This is a genomic window from Limnobacter humi (genome assembly GCF_024518835.1).
In the GTDB taxonomy this organism is placed as follows: Bacteria; Pseudomonadota; Gammaproteobacteria; order Burkholderiales; family Burkholderiaceae_B; genus Limnobacter; species Limnobacter humi.
The window spans coordinates 330,252-348,185 of the sequence record NZ_JANIGO010000003.1 but is presented as its reverse complement, the minus strand read 5'-3'; the positions used below and the strand labels follow the sequence as shown (position 1 = coordinate 348,185).

Genomic DNA, 17,934 nt, shown 5'->3' with positions numbered 1-17,934 from the left:
CAAATTCCCAACAATAAAGAGACAGAGTTCATGGAGACAACAGGGCGACGACTGCTCGGACGGACCGTGTCCGAGTGGTTTTTTGGCTTGCCGATCATTGGCTTGCTGATTTTTACTCTCATCATCGGCACCGGCGAAATGGTGCACGGTCAATTGCTGAAAATCGGTGAATCGATGTTCGGCGTACCCGAGCAGGGCATCCAGTACTTCATGCTGCGGGGGGACAACCCCCAACCCACCTGTACTTTGGTCACGGATATTGATGCGGAGGTTGCGCGCCAAATGGCTGCGCCCAAGGCCGATGACAGTGGTTTGGGCGACCTGATGGGCGAGATGGCACCCGCCAATCCTGATGAAATCCGCGAAGCGGTGGTGGCCGCCAACAAACTCTGTCAGGAAGAAACAGACCGCTACACCAAGGTCGCCAAGCTCATGACGGGCAAGCTCAAAACCTTCACCTCGGTTGAAACCGGGTTTTTCGACCTTTTCAAAACCGGCACGGAAAACAGGCCCCTGGTGCTGCTCATCATGGTGGCACTGGCTGCGGTGATTACCACCGTGGGCGTGCATCACGTGGTTATTCGCCCGCCACTGACTGTGCTGGATTACCGGTTTGGCACTGGTGCCATTGGCATTGCCAGTATTTTTGGTGCCATTTCCTCGGTGGCCTACTACAACATCTCGGCCAACGCCGGGGTGAAGATGGAACACCCCATCACCCACTTCATCTGGATTGCCTTGTTTGTTACGCTGGCTGGCATCAGTCTGAAACAGGTTTTGCGTCCGCCCACCCACCTCAAAAAAGGCGGGACGGTGTTCAGCGCCATGCTGTCGGTGCCTCTGTTCGGCATGATGGGCATCGTGGCGGGCGTGTATTTCTTCACCCATGGCAACTGGCCAGGTTTGGCGATTTACGTTAACCAGTTGCTGGAATTGCCCAGCATTTTCCTGAGCCTGGCCTTGTATATTTGGGCCGGTATGTTGCTCAAGCAAAGCCGCATTGTTGATTTGTTCATGAACATTCTGCGGCCCTGGAAGTTGTCGCCGGAGCTGCTCACCTACATCATCTTGCTGGCCGCAGCCTTGCCCACTGCGTACACGGGTGCCTCCGGTATTTTCGTGATTGCAGCCGGGGGCATTGTGTACAACGAGGTTCGGGCAGCAGGCGGTACACGCCAGTTTGCGCTGGCTGCCACGGCCATGTCGGGTTCGTTGGGCGTGGTGTTGCGCCCCTGTTTGCTGGTGGTGCTGATTGCAGCGCTGAACAAACAGGTCACCTCCAGTGCGCTCTACCACTACGGCTTCTATGTATTCCTGCTGACGTCCACGCTGTTTTTCATTTTCTCGCAGTTGACCCGTCGCAAGAAGGCCGCGGTAGAACGCCCATTGGTGGCCTTGCCGAAAATGATGCGTGAAATCGTGCCGGTGCTGCCCTATGTGGCCCTGGTGATGGCGGTTGTGTTGGGCTACAAATACCTGCTGGACACCGAGCTGAACGAAAGTTCTGCACCGGTGATCATGCCCGCCATCATGTTCATTCTGTTGGTGTTTGACAAATTGCGCACGCCCAAAGGCTCGCTGGGTGGCGTGAGTGAGCACGGCCATGTGGATGATCGCAAGGAAGGTGTTGAACCCGCTATTCGGTTTGCCACCTCCGAGGCGGTGGGCCACATCGGCGCGCTGATCATGTTGATGGCGCTGTCATTGGCGATTGGTGGCGTGGTTGAACGTTCTGGCATCATGGACTTGGCGCCCAAGACTTTCAGCAACGCATGGACTGCCATGACCTTCCTGATGATCACCAAGGTGATTCTGGGCATGGTGATGGATCCGTTTGGTGCGGTCATTTTGGTGTCGGGTACTTTGGCGCCCATCGCTTACAACAACGGTATTGACCCGCTGCATTTCTGGATGATGGTGTTGGTGGCCTTTGAATTGGGTTACCTCATGCCACCGGTGGCGCTGAACCAGTTGTTGACCCGCCTGGTGATTGGCGACGACGAGGTGCGTAAGGCCGACAATGAGGTCAAACGCAAATCCTTTTACTGGCGTTACGAACGGTGGATTTTGCCCACCGTGGTGATGACGGTTGGCATGTTGATCACCGCCTACGGTCCGCTGGCTGTGCAGAAGTTTGAGGTGCTGAAGCCGTTGGCGCATCTAATTCGTCCCGCTGAGCATGATGCGGCTGAACCGGTGCCAGTCAGTGAGAATCAACCCGCTGCGGCAGGTGTTGCCGAACCGGTGGACGCTGCCGCGCTGCCGGTAGAACCTCAGCCCGTGGAGGCGCCTTCCGAGCCCATTCCCACCGCTGAACCTGCAGCGCTGTCATTGCCAGCCAGCGCCGCGTTGCCCGCTGCTGCAGATCCTGCTGGCGAAATCGATGAGGCACTCATGACTTGGGCCACGGCATGGTCCAACCGGGATGTGGGAGCCTACTTGGCCGCATACTCACCCGACTTCGTGTCTGCCAAAGGGGTGAAGCGCCCTGCATGGGATTCCGAGCGCAAGCAGAAAATTGAATCGAAGCAATCCATTTCCATCCGCTTGAAAAACACCCACATCGAGGTGCAGGGCGACACGGCCACGGCTGAGTTTATTCAGGAATATCAATCGGATGTTCTGAAAGAAACCAGCAAGAAGCGTGTCACCTTTGTTCGCAAGAACGGTGCATGGTTGATTGCGAAAGAAGACAGTCGTTAACTTGCGCCACGGCAGGTCCTGACTTTTTTTGATGGATTTGCAACACCTGTTTCGACACACCCGTGGCGGAGCAGGCAACGCGGGTGGTTATCACGTACACTGAGGGCATTCTTGAGTGTGCGTGCATGATCCCATGCTGAAATTCTTTCGATTGACTGTGGTCGGGTTGGCCGGCTGGTTATTTAGCGTCTCGCTGCATGCCGAGCCGCCCGTGCGAATTGCAGTCTCCAACACGGTTCTAAGCTTGCCAGTGTACGTTGCTGATGCAGAAGGCTTTTTCCAGCAAAATGCGGCGGCTGTAGAATTGCTGCCTTGTGTGGGTGGTGTGCGCTGCATGGCCATGATGCATGATGGTGCTGCAGACCTTTGCACAGCCACCGAGTTACCGGTGGTGTTCAGCAGTTTCAAGCGGCGTGATTTCGCCATCCTCACCTCGTTTGTTTCAACATCCAACGATTTAAAACTGGTGGTTCGCCGGGATTCCGGTGTGAAGCTGGCTTCTGATCTCAAAGGCAAGCGGATTGCCTACATCAAGGGAGCGGCCAGTCAGTATTTCACCGATCTGATCCTGCTGTACCACGGCATCAACCCCCAGCAAGTGGTGCTGAAAGAAATGAATCCGGACCAGACACAGGACCTGTTGCGCAGTGGGCAGGTGGATGCGGTGGTGGTGTTGGAGCCCTATGCGTCCAAGGCGGCGCAAGATTTGGCTGACGAGGTCAGCATTGTGAAGGTTCCACGTTTGTACACAGAGACGTTCAACCTGATCGGCACCAAGGCCATTCTGGATGGTCGTCCGGAGGCCATGGAAAGAATTGTGAAGTCGCTGCAGAATGCCAGTGACTTCATCAGTGCCAACCCCGAGCGTGCCAAAAAAATCCTGTCTGTTCGTTTAAAAATATCACCGGACTTGGTGGGCCGAATTTTCGATGACTACCGGTACAAGCTGAGTTTGAACCAGTCCCTGATGCGGACCATGGATGGCCAGGCCAACTGGGCTGTTCGTGAAGGGCATGTGCCGCGCGGAACGACCATTCCCAACTACATTCAGTTTGTGAATCCAGCCTTTTTGCGCAAGGTGGATCCCCAGGCCGTTACCCTGCGGTAGTACGTGGCATGCGGGTCTCCAGCAAAATCAATTTGACCATTGTCAGTACCCTGGTCTGCGTGTTGCTGATGATTGTGGGCAACGTCTGGATTCTGCGCCAGCAATTCAGCGATTTGAATCAGGCCGAGTATGCGCAGGACATCACGCGCCTGTCGGCCAATCTGCTGGGTTTGACCCAGGAATATGTGTTGTTCAAGTCCCCCACTGCCGTGCAAAGCTGGTATGCCACCTACGATGCGCTCACAGCACGGTTGTCCAGCCTGAAAACCACGCCGCAACACAGTCAGGACATGGACGATTTTGAACAGGGCGTGCTAGAAATCAAACCGATTTTCAATGAATTGATTGCGATCGCGCAATCCGCCGACGAAAACTCGGCGGCATTCCAGATTCGCCGTGAGCAGTTGATTGTGGACCGCTTGGTGACCGAAGCCCAGGTGATTGTGGAGATGGGGCACGCCTTGTCCACCGAGGTCAACAAACAGCAGCGCAGCGCCTTGCAAACGCTGGTTTTGATCACTGCACTGGGCCTTGGGTTTTTTGTCGTGGTCATCGTGTTGCTGGTGGTGTTGCTGCGCTGGGGGGTGCTCAACAGCCTGCTGACATTGCAAACCGCCGCCAATGCCATTCGGTCTGGCGACCACAGTGCTACTTGCGAGGTGTCTGGCCAGGATGAAATTGCCGAGGTGGCGATGGCGGTCAACCAGATGGCGCAGAGCCTGGCTCGCCAAAATGAAGAGCTTCGACATGCTGAAGAAAAAGCGCAGCTGGCCAGTCGCGCGAAAAGCGATTTTTTATCGACCATGAGTCATGAAATCCGCACACCATTGAACGGCATTGTGGGCCTGAGCTACCTGCTCAAAGACACGGCCAGCTCGGTCAACCAACGGGTGCTGTTGGAAAGCCTGGAGAAGACCTCCCGCAATCTGATCGATCTGGTCAGCGATGTGCTGGACATTTCCAAGATTGAGTCGGGCAGCATGGATTTGGAGGAACGCGAGTTTTCGGTGCTGGACTTGCTGGACAAGTTGGGTGGGCTGATGTCGGGCGCTGCAGCGGGCAAGTCGCTGGAGTTGATCATAGACCCATCTCCGGATTTGCCCTTGCAGGTGGTGGGTGATGAACTTCGAATTCGGCAGATGGCGGTGAACCTGGTGGGCAATGCTGTGAAGTTTACGCACCAGGGCTTTGTGCGGCTGGTCATGGAGGCGTTGGAGGTGCGTGGCCAAGGTTTACAGCTCCGGATGGCTGTGCATGATTCGGGTGTGGGTTTGGCTGAAGAGGCCAAGCAGCACCTGTTTCAGAAATTCTCACAAGCCGCTGTGTCGGTGGCTCGCGAGTTTGGTGGTTCCGGACTTGGGTTGAGCCTGGTTAAACGTTTGGCAGAGTTGATGGGCGGCCGCGTTGGGTTTGACAGTCGCCTGGGCGAAGGCAGCTGTTTCTGGGTGGAGGTTCCCTTGCGTTTGCCCGATTCTGTGACATCGGCGGCATCACCCCGCCGGGCCAGGGACGACATGGCCCGACGCCAATTGCCAGTGGTGCTGGTTTCGCAAAGTGAGCTGCAGGTGCAAGCACTTCGCAATGTGAGCCGATGTTTGGGCCGAAGCCTGCATGTGGTGGCCGATGTGTCTGGCCTGGCCAGCCAGTTGCCCTTGATCCGCTCGCAGTTTCCCGAGGGCACACTGTTGATCATTGTGGATTTCGAGGCCCATCAGGGCATTCGGGAGTCGGTGGTTCGGGTTGTCCAGTCCAGTTCGCTGGGGGATGTGCGGTTCGTGATGCTGGCCAAGGGCGGTGATGCCCGCGACTTGCTGGATCAGCAGCTGGATGATTCAGTCACGGCTGTGGTGGTCAAGCCGCTCACCCCGCTGCAACTTCAGCAATTGCTGAGTCCGGCACCCATCGAGCCCGATGACCTCTCGCTGGCTGAGCAAGGGCAGGGGCTTCGAGTGTTGATCGTCGATGACAGCGAATTGAACTTGAAAGTACTCGAGGGGATATTGAAGGGCCGGGGTTATCGAACCCTTCGTGCGCGCCACGGACTGGAAGCGGTGAGCCTGTTGAAACTGCCAGACCATGGGTTTGATGCCGTCATCATGGATGTACAGATGCCTTTGATGGACGGTTTGGAGGCCACCGAACACATCCGGACCCTGTCGTTCAACGCGCGTTTGCCCATCATTGGCTTAACCGGTGAAGTGGAGCCTCAGGACGAGCGCCGTGCGCTGCAGGCCGGCATGGACGCAGTGCTGCCCAAACCCTTGCAGCCGGATGAACTCTTGAGCACACTGGCCAAACTATTGCACGGAAAGAATCCGTCAAACCTCGCCTCCAAGGAGACATGAACCATGAAATTGCTGTTGAGTTGGGTGTTGTACGCACTGGCACTGATGGCGGTGGCCTACCTGTTGCCCGGGGTGCATGTGAATGGTTTTACGTCTGCGTTGTGGGCTGCGCTGATTTTGGGATTGGTCAACACTGTGGTCAAGCCTGTGTTGACCATTTTGACGTTGCCGCTCACGGTGCTCACCCTGGGGCTGTTTTATTTTTTGCTCAATGGGCTCATGTTCTACTGGGTGGGCTCGGTGCTCAGCGGTTTTCGGGTGGACGGGTTTTGGTGGGCGGTGCTGGCCGCTTTGTTATATTCGGTGTTTGCAACCTTCCTCAATTCACTGGTGTTCAAGCCCGACGTGAAAATCGAGCGCTTGTAAGTCCAACAGCGCAAGGCCTTGCCACACCAACCGCAGTGCCAACAGGGTAAGGGTCCAGTCCAGCGCCGTTTTGAAATGTCGCTCGGGCAAATGGCCCAATAACCTGGCGCCCACGCGGTTGCCAGCCAGGGTTGCCAAGGTCAGCCCCAGCAGCAAGTCCCAGTGGTTCCACAATTCCACGTTCAGACTTGAGAACGCGATGAGCTTCAGGCCATGCTGAATGGTCATGGCCATGCCATGGGTGCCCACCACGGTCATGCGCTGCCATTGCTTGGGCAATACGCTCATGACCAGGGGGCCGGTGGCACCCAGCACCATGCTCAAGCCCGTGGTGATGCCGCCAGACGCAGCCGGGTGCCAGGCTTGCAATTTGAGCCATTGCGCGCGCCAGGTGGCCACCAGAATGAAAATGCCCAGCACCACCATACCCCAGCCCTGCGGCACCCACAGCGCCACCGGTGTGACCACCCCTGTACCGAGAATGGCACCCACGGTGAATGGTTTGATGTAGGCCCAGTTGATGTGCCGATGCTGCACCCACACCCGGTTGATGTTGGACAGAAATTGCGCTGCACCGTGCAGGGGAATGAGAACCGATGGTGGCAGCAACTGCGCCATGATGGCCAGCAGAATAACGCCACCACCAATGCCCAGCGTGGCGGTCACGCTGGAAGTAAAAAATGCAGCGAGGCTCAACAGGATTAACAGGCTCATGGCATGCGCTCGACAGTGTTCATCAACGACCCAGTTGAAGGGGTTGGGACAGTATCCACAAGCCCAACACCGTCAATGCCACCATGAGCCCCAGCACGGGCAGTTGACTCAGATTGGCTTGCCGGCGGGTTGGGCAGTGCGCAAAAGCCTGGTGGTGAGCCAGCACGGCTGACAGCACATGACCCGCCATGATCATGCCGAGCTGGATCCACCACACCAGTTGCGCGTTCAGTAGAATGGGCGAACGCCACAGGTTGCGGGTGCCTAACAGGTTCCAGCCACGGCCCACCGGGTCGGACAACAAGTGAACCATTTGCACACCTTGCGTCAGGATGAGTGTGAAATAGTGGGAGAGGCTGTAGGCCAGGACAATCGGCATCAGGGCAGGGCCGAACAGCAACACACCCTGGGCCAGTGAGAGTGGTGCGCGCCCCCAGCGCAAACCCCAATGCAGCGTTGCACAAAACACGGCACCCAGTGCCAATGGACTGAGTAAGAGTGTTGCCTGCTCAAACACGCCAAAAGCGCCACCCAGCAGGGCACTGGCCTGCATGGGGTTGGCCTTCAGTGCGGCTGACGAGTACCCAATCCATGGTGCGGCAGCGTCCACAAACCAGGGCCACACGGTGGTCAACCACCACTGCGTGTCCTTCAAACCGTCAAAAGCAGTGGTGGCAAACAGGCCCAGCACAAACACCACACTGGCCATGCTGGGTGCTGCATGCTGCAGGCTGGGGGTGGCTGATATTGCTCGAACACCGGACTGAATGTGCTGGCGTACCGACACGCCCAAACGGTGTAGCCAGTCAAAATACACACTGAACCAATCGACCTTGGCAAAAAATTCGGTGCTACCCCATAACCAGCAGCCCAGCAGCACATACGCCCCATAGAGGCTGAGCATCCAGGCCACGTCGTTGGGCCGGGTGTGGCCGAACAATTCCAGCCAGGCCATGCCCACCAGCCCCAACACGGCTGGCCAATGCGATAACCAGGCTGGATAGGGCAGGCGCTTCGTTTTCAAACCCCCAAACAGCAAGCGGTATGGGTGAACGTGTTGGAACCAATCGCCAGTGAACCCACCCAGCAATCCCATGGCGTACACACCGGCCAGTAGCCACAGTATCCAGAAGTAGGTCATGGCCAGGTTATTGTTTCGGTTTTGTGTGCCCGCAAAGCCTGCATACAATGCCAAAAAAAACACGACCAGGCTCACGGTTTGAGCCCATCGAATAAACCAACGCCGGTGTTGGGTGTTGGGTCGGCTTTTTGCGGTACAGGTGGTTGGCGCGTGTTGGGTTGGTTTGGACAGGGCTAGCAACACAAAGGTGATCAACAGCACCGCAGCGCTGGCCCATGCAACCATCCAGAATGGCATGGGCAAGGCAAATATCTGACCAAAGCCATGGGCCATGCACACGCTTGGCGAACTGGCACTGAGTAGGATAAAGGCTAGACGAAGGGCCTTGTTCATGGGCAAGGCAACCCTGTTATTTGGGGTAGGACTCAATCACGCCCAAAATGGCCTCGGCATGGTGCAACTCCATTTCGAATGCACCGCTGTCCTTCACTGGAATGCTCACGCGCGTGGTTTGGCCGGCTGGCAATGGGATGGTTTGATCAATGCCGTGCACGTGCAATTCATCGGCCTGGTCGGTAAACACCAAAAACTCGGCTTTACCGCCCACGGTGGTGGTGAATCGGATGGGTTCTGACGTCAGCTTGCCACTGAGCACTGTAAGTTGCGGCAGTGCCTGCGCCGACTCACCGGTGGGGGCATTGCGGGCGCTGGCGGGCGCAGGTGCCGGGGTTTGCAGCGACTGGATATACAAAAAAGCCCGGGCCAGCACGGCGCTGACCAAGGCCAGGTAAACAAGAGCGCGTTTGTTCATGGATTGATTTTGCTGCGTTTGGCCTGGGTACGTTCCCACATTTGAATATACACCTCGGCCGAGTTGTACAAGGCTTTCAATGCCTCGTTGCCGCCTTCCAGTCGAACTTCTTCCACCCAGTCCGCCTTCAAGCCATAGTGGGCTTGGCCTTCTGCGTTGGCATCGTAAATTCGTTCACCACTTTTTTGTTGGTCAAATTTGACCGGGCTGACGGATTTGTTGAACACACCGTCCCAGTCCTTGCCCGAGAAGAGTGTGAACGGATACTTGACGGGTGGGCGATCTGCACCGCGTGGACCGGCTTGGGCACCCAGGCCATTTGTGTCGGCACCATAGCCCACCGCAAAATCGTATTTGGGGCTTTTCAGGCTGCTGATCAGTTTGAAGTCCTGTGTCCAGGCCTGGGCATTGCCCTGGTAAGGGTAGACCAAACCGCCAGCGGCAATCATGCGGCGGGCCTGTTCACGGGTAATGCCGCCATGCGCACCGTGGGTGGACACCAAGGGGTAGGCTGGCACCTGGCGTTCGGCCAAATCAATCAAATCGCCTTTGATGGACAGTTCCAGGTGATCCACTTCGATGATGATGCCGCGCTCCATGAGTCGCTTGAAGGCGTATTTGCCAAGCTCGGTCAGGCCGCGTTTGTTGCATTGGCGGCGGTTTTCGGCCGATGGATACACGGGCAGGCCGGGGTTGTTGGCAATCACCGCCGAGCTCAGCGGGTCGTTACCCAGACCAGGCACGGACGTCATGACCGCACCAGGCTGGCGCAAAATGTAGTCCTTGTAGTTATTGTCGCCACCCGGGCAATCGTAGGTGGTCCAGAAAGCGCCGGTGTCCAGAAAGTTACCGCCGTTGAGCACCAATCCGTCAAAAATGCCGTTGCCGCCAAAGGCGTTGTCAAACTCATGAATCGGGAACATCTGCCGTACACCCAAGTTGTACAGGCGGTCCAGTTGCCGGTCAATTTCAGCCTGGTCGCATTGGGCTTGCCCCAGCTTCACGCCGCAATTGAACAGGTGTGAAATCTCAATGCCCAGCACCACTGCCAATTTGCCTTCATTGACCACTTTGCGGGCCTCTGCCGGTGTAGTCACAATGCGGAACCAACCTTTGCCGTTGCCGCCGTATTGGGCATCCACATAGCTTTCCAAGTCACGTGCAAAAGCAATTTGCGACACGGCACTGTCCATTTCATTGCAGTTTTGCGTGGGTTTGCCTTTGGTGTTGCGAACCAGATTACACAAGGTTTCGTTTTCCACCAGGTTGGTCACGAATATTCGCAAACCTGCTTTCCAGGCCCGTTCCAGCCATTTGTAGTAGAGGCCCTCGTGGGTGAGCGAGTCGGCCGCCGGCCAGTCGTTGAAGGTGGGCCAGCCCACTGTGTCGTGGGTCGCTTGCGGCTGTACCTTGAAGAGGTTTTCCACCAGGTCCAGGCGGCCGTCCGGACCATGATCGGTTTGGCAGTTATCCAGCGCCTGGGTCACGCCGAACCGGTGAAACGGTCTGCCATGGTGGGCACCGCCCAAGAACGTGGTCGCGGTGATGTGGTTGTGCACATCGGCAAATCCTCGCAGTGCTTGGTTTTCACCAGCGCCAGTGAATGTGTCCCCGGTGGTATTGGTGGAAATCTCGGGGAAGTCGGCACAACCTTGGGTGGGCACAAAGCGGAACAGGGTGTTGCTCCCTGTGGCTGCCTTCTCGACAGACCCCAATGTGCTGCTGCTGTCCAGCAGTGCCAACTTCATTTGGGTTCCGGTGTTGGTGAGTGAGAAACCATCTCGACCTCGCTCATCGTCCAGCACCGACCATTCGATGCTGTCGGAATAGGCCGTGGTACTGGTCACCGGGGTTCCTGCGGTGTTACCCACACCTTGCATGAGCTGCTGATTGGCGTTGAACAGCATGTATTTGCCCAAAGCCGAGGGTTTGAGATACAACGGCGCTGCTTTGGACAGCAGGGTTTGATCCACCGCGTAGGTGCCGCCGGTGGTGACTGACACAAATTTTCCGCTGGCCACCGACTGCAGGGCATGGCACTGGTTGGCGATGTTGAACGCGGTGGGTTTGACCACCACTTCGCTGGGTGACGTGGGTGTGCCATTGTTGCCACCACCAGCCAGCGAGCCAGAATCGGAATTGCAGGCACCCAGTAGGGTGACTGCGGCCAGAAGGCCCAGGGCGCTCAGGCACCTGGCTGCACGATCAGATTGGTGGGGTTGTGTGCGCATGTCTCTCTACTCGACGTCGGGGTGGCCTTGAATGTGTAACAACTGTTACTTCCCGAACGCTGGAGCAGATTCGCTGGCTTGTCAGCAAAACCCCGGCTTTGTCAGAACTTTGACAGAAGCAGACTGCGTCGGGCTCAAGTATGGGTCGCTCAAGCCGATTGAACATGGGTAAAGGGCCTGTATACCCTCCCTGCTCCTTGGATCTGTTGGCGCGGGGGCGGTCTACACTGTGCGGCTAAGGTGTATGAGGTCATGTCATGACGTATTTGTGTGAACAGTCCCGACTGCCGATTTTGCTCGGTCAATCCAGCCATTTGCTGGCCAAAGTCATGGATGACCAGGTGGGCATGCATGAGCTCGCCCGATCCATTCAGCTTGACCCCGTGTTGAGCGCCAAATTGCTGCGGGTGGCCAATTCCCCGTTTTATGGCGTGAGCGGTCAAATCAGCAACATCGAAGACTCCCTGGTGGTGATCGGTCTGGCCAGTGTGCGGGGCTATATACAGGCAGAAATGCTGCGGGGCATTACCCAGTTTCCGCCCTGGAATGAAGTGAATCTGGAGCGATTCTGGGGCCAGGCCCTGTGGATGGGGTGCGCCGCATACACGCTGGCCAACCGGTGTGCGCTAAGTCCCGCACTGGCCATGTCCACGGGTTTGTTTCACAACATCGGGATGTTGATCCTGCTCGGGCAGGAAGGGGATGCTTACCAAGTGCTGTTCAACTGGGAAGAGGATGAAGACAAGCTGGCCCAGGTGGAGCGGGAACTGTTTGGCGTCGACCATGGGCAAATGGGCGGTGAGATGCTGGCCGTCTGGAAGCTGCCGCCAGTTATGGTGCATGCTGTGGCACAGCAATATGTGGACGGGCCTTTTCAGCCCGCCGCCTGGATGACCGAGATCCTGAAATGTGCCCATGTTCTGCACCGCCACCGTGAGGACCCACCCGAGGTGACGTTCCAGGCGCTGTCACCGGAGCACCGCACCCTGTTTGAACTCAAAAGCACCAACCTTCCCCGTTTTGAACGGGATGTGCAGTTGAAATACAACAACCTGATGCTGATGGTGGGCTACGGCAACAACGATTCCGGCGTCTGACCGATCTGTCACGGCAGCAGCACTGTGCACCCGGTGGTTTGACGGCTGGTGAGCAGTTCGTGAGCACGGCCCACATCGGCCAGCGGCATGCGCTGGTTGATGTGAACCTTCACCACGCCACGCATCACGACATCAAACAATTCATCGGCGCTTTCCTGCAGCTCGGCTGAATCCGCCGTGAAGCTGGCCAGGGTGGGGCGAGTGAGCACCAGCGAGCCCCGTTGGGCCAACCAGCCCAGGGGCACAGGGTCTACAGCCCCACTGGCATTGCCGAAACTCACCATCATGCCGCGGGGTTTCAGGCAGTCTAGCGACGTCACAAAGGTGTCTTTGCCCACGCTGTCATACACCACCGGCACGCCTTTGCCACTGGTCAGGGCTTTCACGCGCTCCACGGTGTTGTCTTCCGAGGTCACGATCACCTCGTCGCAGCCATTGGCCAAGGCCAATTCAGCCTTGGCGCGGGTGGAGACTGTACCAATCACCCGGGCACCCAGTGCCTTGGCCCACTGACACGCCAACAAACCCACACCGCCCGCTGCAGCATGGAAAAGAATGGTGTCGCCCGCTTTGACTGGATACACCCGGCGCAGCAGGTACTGCGCAGTCAAGCCTTTCAACATGATGGCCGCTGCGGTGTCAAAGCCAATGCCGTCGGGCAGTTTCACCAGCGGCTGTGCGGGCATGTTGCGCCGCGTGCTGTACGCACCCACCGGGCCGGATGCATACGCCACCCGGTCGCCCACCTGAAAGCCGGTCACGCCTGGCCCCACGGCGGTAATCACCCCAGCCGCCTCGGTGCCCAGGCTGCTGGGCAAGGGCAGAGGGTACAAGCCGGTGCGCCAGTACACTTCGATAAAATTCAGGCCAATCGCCTTGTGCTCCACCTGCACTTCGCCAGCTTGCGGCGGGCCCAGTTCCAGCGTATCCATCTGCAATACGTCAGGGCCACCGGTTCGGTGGATTCGAACGGTTTGAACGGAGGTATTCATGCGGACTCCTTGTGCTTCTTGAGTGTTAACAGGGCCACGCCAGCCAGCACCAGTGCGGTGCCCACGGCATGCCAAATCGTGAATGGTTCGTTGAGAATGACGGTGCCCAACACCATGGTGGCGATGGGCCCGACCATGCCCAGTTGCGACACGCGCGGTGCACCAATCAGACTGATGGCCGTCATGACCGCAAACACCGGCACAAAGGTACACAACACTGCATTGACCACCGACCAGCCCCACACTGCAGCCGGTTGCTGCCAAATGACCGACATGGGTTGCTGAATGTTGATTTGCACCAGGATGGCCGCTGCTGACACCAAAGTGGCCAGGGCGGTGACGCGGATGGTGCCCAGCCGTTTGAGCAAACGCTCGCCCAAAATCAGGTACGAGGCATAGCTGATGGATGACAAAAACACCAGGATGGAACCCAGTGCGGTGTTGCCACCGGTGAGCACGGTTTCATGGCCGTACACCACCATCAGGCCCACGTAGGCCAAACCCATACAACCCAGTTGCCAGGGTTGTGGCCATTGTTGGCGAATGGCGCAACCCATGAGCAACACCAGCGATGGGTAGGTGAATAAAATCAGCCGTTCCAGGCCAGCCGTGATGTACTGCAAACCCATGAAATCGAACAGGCTCGCCAGGTAGTACCCCAGCAAACCTGTGACGGCAATCAGTCCGTAGTCCCGCAGGGTCAGTCGTTCGCTGTTGTGGCTTTTCAGGCTGGTGTACACCAAGGCCCCCAAAAACAGCGGTAGCGACAGCAACATGCGCATGGCCAGCAGGGTGGAAGCGTCCACCCCGTGCGCGTAGGCCAGCTTGACCACAATGGCCTTGGCTGAAAAACAAACGGCACCCGCCAATGCGAGGCCCACGCCCCAAGCGGTTGGCGAGCGCTCCAGCAGCGCTCGGGTGTTACTCAAGGTAATGGTGTGTTTAAAGTCGTTTGATCAGGCTGGAGGTGTCCCAACGGCCGCCGCCCATGGCTTGCACTTCGGCATAAAACTGGTCGACCAGCGCCGTCACCGGCAATTGGGAGCCATTGCGCCGTGCTTCTTCCAGCACCAGCGAAAAATCCTTGCGCATCCAGTCCACAGCAAACCCGAAATTGAATTCGTCTTTCACCATGGTGCGGCCCCGGTTTTCCATCTGCCAGCTTTGGGCGGCGCCTTTGCTGATCACGTCCAGCGCTTTGTTGACGTCCAGCCCGGCATTCATGCCGAACTTCAAGGCTTCGGACAAGGCTTGCACCAGCCCACCGATGCAGATCTGGTTCATCATTTTGGTCAACTGACCACTGCCAGACTCGCCCATCAAAGTCACGGCCTTGGCGAAATGGGCAATCACGGGTTTGGCTTTTTCAAAGTCCACTTCGTTGCCACCACACATCACGGTCAATTGGCCGTTTTGAGCGCCGGCCTGTCCACCCGACACCGGGGCATCCAGAAAACCAAACCCGGAACTTTCCGCCTGCTCGTGCAGTTCACGGGCAATTTTGGCACTGGCGGTGGTGTGGTCAATAAACACAGCACCCGGCTGCATGGCGTGAAATGCGCCATCGATGCCGGTACACACCTGGCGAAGATCATCGTCATTGCCCACGCAGGCAAACACCAGGTCTTGCCCCTCGGCGGCTTTGATCGGTGTGTGGGCCAGCTTGCCGCCGTGCTCTGCAACCCATTGCTGGGCCTTGCTCACTGTGCGGTTGTACACCGTGACGGTGTGGCCTGCCTTGGCCAAGTGCCCCGCCATGGGGTAGCCCATGACACCCAAACCCAAAAATGCAACTTTCAATCCCATGTTCTTTCAGCCTTGTAAGGGGGTTGAACCAAACGCCTATGTGGACGATTACTGTAGCCCAAGGCTGGCAAAAGTTCGCCCCCTGAAATCCCTAATGCGGGCGGCGCTGGCGCCTCAGTTGCCCAGGTGTTGGCTGAAGAAAGCCAATGTCCGGTTCCACGACAGTTCCGCGGCTTCCCGGTCGTACCGGGCGGTGGAGTCGTTGTGGAAACCATGGTTGGTGTTGGGATAAATGTGCGCTGTGTAAGGCACCTGCCCAGCTTTTAAGGTGGCTTCGTAGGCAGACCAGGTGTCGTTCACCCGTTTGTCGAGTTCGCCAAAATGCAGCAACAGTGGGCCTTTGACCTGCTTGGGCAGCTCACCTTTGGCCGGTGTACCGTAATACGGCACGGTGGCCGACAGCAGTTCTGGGTGCGTGGCCGCCAAGAAGTTGCAGATGTAACCCCCAAAACAAAAGCCCACCACGCCCAGTTTGCCGCTGCTGTTGGCATGGGCTTTCAAAAACCGGGCAGCGGCTACAAAATCCTGTTCTATTTTCTCAGGCACCAGGCTGGCCTGCAGTTCGCGGCCTTTGTCATCGTTGCCGGGGTAGCCGCCCACCGGGAACAGGGCATCGGGTGCAAACGCCAGGTAACCTGCTTTGGCCAATCGTCTTGCCACATCTTCAATGTAGGGGTTGAGCCCCCGGTTTTCGTGCACCACCAGCACAGCCGGTGCTTTGCCGTTGCCCAGCTTGGAAGGGGCCACCAGGTAACCCCGCCCTTTGCCGTGGCCTTGTGGCGAGTCAAACTCCACGTAACCGGCTTTGATGGCCGGGTCGTTGAAGTTGACCTGCTCTGCCTGTGCATAGTCAGGCAGCAGGGCGGCCGTCAAGGTGTTCAATGCAAAGCCAGCAGCAGCCAGTGTGGCCAGTCGTGTCATGAAGGTGCGCCGGTCGATTCGACCATGGGCATAGTCGTCGTACCAGTCAAACGCCGCTTGCGGAATGGTTGGGGTGTTGTGTGGGTTGGGGGTTTGCTGCATGACAGCCTCCGATGCTTCCAGCTGTGGGTAAGAGGCCACAGTCTAGGGCGAAGCCGGGGTGGGTGTAAAGGTCATTGCAGGGATTGTATTCCTGGTGCATTCAACCAAATAAACCCCTTCAAATAGCTCGGACCTTTGTAAATCACATTCCAGCTGCTCCGGCGGTTCTGATTCGCCAAAATGGCTTAGAGATGATGAAATATTCACGCTGTATGGCTTGCCAGCATGGGTAGTCTTGATTTCCATGACGATCCCCGGCTGATATAACAACCGTGTCATAAACCCCGTACTGATTTCCCCGGAAATTTTGGGGAAAACAAACCGCCCGTCCGTATCGGTTTTCAAAGTGACCACGCGCGGGGGGGCTTTGGATTCTTCGTAGTTCCAGAAAAGAGTTTGGGTCAGTTTAAGCCCAGCAACAGGTTTGCCAGCATTCAGGATTTGACCCTGAATCTCGGGCCATAAAAGAACTTTCGCAGTAGCCATGGAACAGGAGAATAAAAGAGGGGTGAAAACCAACAAGAGACCGATAAAGCGGCAGGGAAGATACATGTGGATGTGTGACCTTTGAATGGTTACTCAATCGGCCAGCGTTCATGGTCACTAATTCGTGATAACAGCGATGGTCAGAGTGGCTTTGGTTGGTAGCCCTGTAGCGAGGGAGTAAGGGCCTTCATGGGTTCAGCTTCTTCAGATCACAGATGGCAGACCAACGTCCATCAAAAAGCTCCAAGTTTTTAAGGTCACAATTTAAAAAGCTTGTTGCCGATTTTCCATAGGAGGTTCTTAGAGAGGCTAAAACGCGGATATCCCGTCCATCAAATTGGGTATCGATTCCCAAACCAATACCCGGTTGATGTAATAACTGCGTCAACAACCCCGTACTGATTTCCCCCGTAATTTTTGGGAAAACAAACCGCCCGTCCGTATCGGTTTTCAAGGTGACCACGCGCGGGGGGGCTTTGGATTCTTCGTAGTTCCAGAAAAGAGTTTGGGTCAGTTCAAGCTCGGGAACAGGTTTGCCGGCATTCAGGATCTGGCCTTGAATTTCAGGCCACAAAAGTACTTTCTCGGTGGCCATGGCGCAGGAGAACAAAAGTGGGTTGAGGGCCAACAACAAGCCGATGCAGCGGCGGCGTAAATAGCGCATGGAATTGGATGGCCTTTGGGGGTTTGGTCCATTTAACAATGTCGTCCAAACCCGCAGCCGTGGCAATTCGTCGCTCCGCAGAGTGATGCACAAGGAAGGGGGCGTAGCCCCCCGGCCATTCACATCATCAAGGCTTGCCCACCACCACTTCGCTGATCTGCAACACGGGTTGCAGGTCGGTGTAGTTGGGGATGTCGGCCAGAATGGTTTGTGCATGGGGGCCGAATGCCGCCTGAAAGCTTTCCACCGAATCGCAAAACAAATGGCACATGGCCACGTAGGTGGGTGCCTCGCCGGGCGTGCCGCCGGCCAGTCCACGGTCCACCGTGTAGTAGCGCAGCGCATCGCCCATTTTGCTTTTCACCAAGGGCATGTGGGTGTTTTTGTAATACTCGTGGTCAAACCGTGCACCGGCCTTGTTGGGGTACATCACGCTCACCTTAATTCCTTTGCTGCTCATCCTCGTTCTCCTTCAGGTTAATTTTCTGCCGCAGAATTTGTACACTG

Annotated in this window: 16 protein-coding genes; 5 read left to right on the top strand and 11 right to left on the bottom strand. The window is 57.0% G+C overall.

Annotated elements, in window-relative coordinates; translation table 11 throughout:
* The first annotated feature begins 30 nt into the window (after window positions 1–30).
* The 4 genes from NQT62_RS10955 (at window position 31) to NQT62_RS10940 (ending at window position 6,522) form a co-directional block, all read left to right on the top strand.
* Window positions 31–2,703, top strand: coding sequence for a TRAP transporter large permease subunit (locus NQT62_RS10955; protein WP_256764742.1), 2,673 nt, complete (start codon window positions 31–33; stop codon window positions 2,701–2,703).
* A 133-nt stretch (window positions 2,704–2,836) separates the two neighbouring features.
* Complete coding sequence (locus NQT62_RS10950) at window positions 2,837–3,811, top strand: ABC transporter substrate-binding protein (protein ID WP_256764741.1); 975 nt, start codon at window positions 2,837–2,839, stop codon at window positions 3,809–3,811.
* 32 nt (window positions 3,812–3,843) lie between these two features.
* The gene (locus NQT62_RS10945) at window positions 3,844–6,156 is read left to right on the top strand and encodes a response regulator (RefSeq protein WP_256764740.1); all 2,313 of its coding nucleotides are present in this window, start codon (window positions 3,844–3,846) and stop codon (window positions 6,154–6,156) included.
* A 3-nt stretch (window positions 6,157–6,159) separates the two neighbouring features.
* A complete protein-coding gene (locus tag NQT62_RS10940) occupies window positions 6,160–6,522 on the top strand; it encodes a phage holin family protein (protein ID WP_256764739.1) in 363 nt (120 codons plus the stop codon).
* Here NQT62_RS10940 and NQT62_RS10935 read toward each other — a convergent pair.
* Genes NQT62_RS10935 through NQT62_RS10920 form a run of 4 tightly spaced genes read right to left on the bottom strand, consistent with a single transcriptional unit; the run spans window position 6,481 to window position 11,359 of the window.
* Complete coding sequence (locus NQT62_RS10935; protein WP_256764738.1) at window positions 6,481–7,236, bottom strand: sulfite exporter TauE/SafE family protein; 756 nt, start codon at window positions 7,234–7,236, stop codon at window positions 6,481–6,483. The two genes, NQT62_RS10940 and NQT62_RS10935, sit on opposite strands and share 42 nt — an antisense overlap.
* A gap of 22 nt (window positions 7,237–7,258) precedes the next feature.
* A complete protein-coding gene (locus NQT62_RS10930) occupies window positions 7,259–8,710 on the bottom strand; it encodes a hypothetical protein (protein ID WP_256764737.1) in 1,452 nt (483 codons plus the stop codon).
* A gap of 16 nt (window positions 8,711–8,726) precedes the next feature.
* Entirely contained in the window at window positions 8,727–9,128 is a 402-nt protein-coding gene (locus tag NQT62_RS10925; protein WP_256764736.1) for a hypothetical protein, read from the bottom strand.
* On the bottom strand, window positions 9,125–11,359 hold the full coding sequence (locus NQT62_RS10920) for an amidohydrolase family protein (RefSeq protein WP_256764735.1): 2,235 nt from the start codon (window positions 11,357–11,359) through the stop codon (window positions 9,125–9,127). Before NQT62_RS10920 ends, NQT62_RS10925 begins: the two co-directional genes overlap by 4 nt.
* A gap of 257 nt (window positions 11,360–11,616) precedes the next feature.
* Between NQT62_RS10920 and NQT62_RS10915 the strand changes: the two genes are divergently transcribed.
* Window positions 11,617–12,456, top strand: coding sequence for an HDOD domain-containing protein (locus tag NQT62_RS10915; protein ID WP_256764734.1), 840 nt, complete (start codon window positions 11,617–11,619; stop codon window positions 12,454–12,456).
* A gap of 8 nt (window positions 12,457–12,464) precedes the next feature.
* On the opposite strand, the gene NQT62_RS10910 is transcribed toward NQT62_RS10915, so the two are convergent.
* The 7 genes from NQT62_RS10910 to NQT62_RS10880 all read right to left on the bottom strand — a co-directional run bounded on the left by NQT62_RS10910 (window position 12,465) and on the right by NQT62_RS10880 (window position 17,887).
* Complete coding sequence (locus NQT62_RS10910; RefSeq protein ID WP_256764733.1) at window positions 12,465–13,448, bottom strand: quinone oxidoreductase family protein; 984 nt, start codon at window positions 13,446–13,448, stop codon at window positions 12,465–12,467.
* Window positions 13,445–14,377 carry a DMT family transporter gene (locus tag NQT62_RS10905; RefSeq protein ID WP_256764732.1) on the bottom strand — a complete coding sequence of 311 codons (933 nt, stop codon included), beginning with the start codon at window positions 14,375–14,377 and terminating at the stop codon, window positions 13,445–13,447. Before NQT62_RS10905 ends, NQT62_RS10910 begins: the two co-directional genes overlap by 4 nt.
* A 13-nt stretch (window positions 14,378–14,390) precedes the next feature.
* A complete protein-coding gene (locus NQT62_RS10900; protein ID WP_256764731.1) occupies window positions 14,391–15,254 on the bottom strand; it encodes an NAD(P)-dependent oxidoreductase in 864 nt (287 codons plus the stop codon).
* A 114-nt stretch (window positions 15,255–15,368) separates the two neighbouring features.
* Window positions 15,369–16,277 carry a dienelactone hydrolase family protein gene (locus tag NQT62_RS10895; protein ID WP_256764730.1) on the bottom strand — a complete coding sequence of 303 codons (909 nt, stop codon included), beginning with the start codon at window positions 16,275–16,277 and terminating at the stop codon, window positions 15,369–15,371.
* 42 nt (window positions 16,278–16,319) lie between these two features.
* On the bottom strand, window positions 16,320–16,829 hold the full coding sequence (locus NQT62_RS10890) for a DUF6795 domain-containing protein (protein WP_256764729.1): 510 nt from the start codon (window positions 16,827–16,829) through the stop codon (window positions 16,320–16,322).
* Window positions 16,830–16,950: 121 nt separating this feature from the next.
* The gene (locus tag NQT62_RS10885) at window positions 16,951–17,427 is read right to left on the bottom strand and encodes a DUF6795 domain-containing protein (protein WP_256764728.1); all 477 of its coding nucleotides are present in this window, start codon (window positions 17,425–17,427) and stop codon (window positions 16,951–16,953) included.
* A gap of 127 nt (window positions 17,428–17,554) precedes the next feature.
* Window positions 17,555–17,887, bottom strand: a complete 333-nt coding sequence (locus NQT62_RS10880) for an EthD family reductase (RefSeq protein WP_256764727.1) — start codon at window positions 17,885–17,887, stop codon at window positions 17,555–17,557.
* Between the last annotated feature and the right edge of the window lie 47 nt (window positions 17,888–17,934).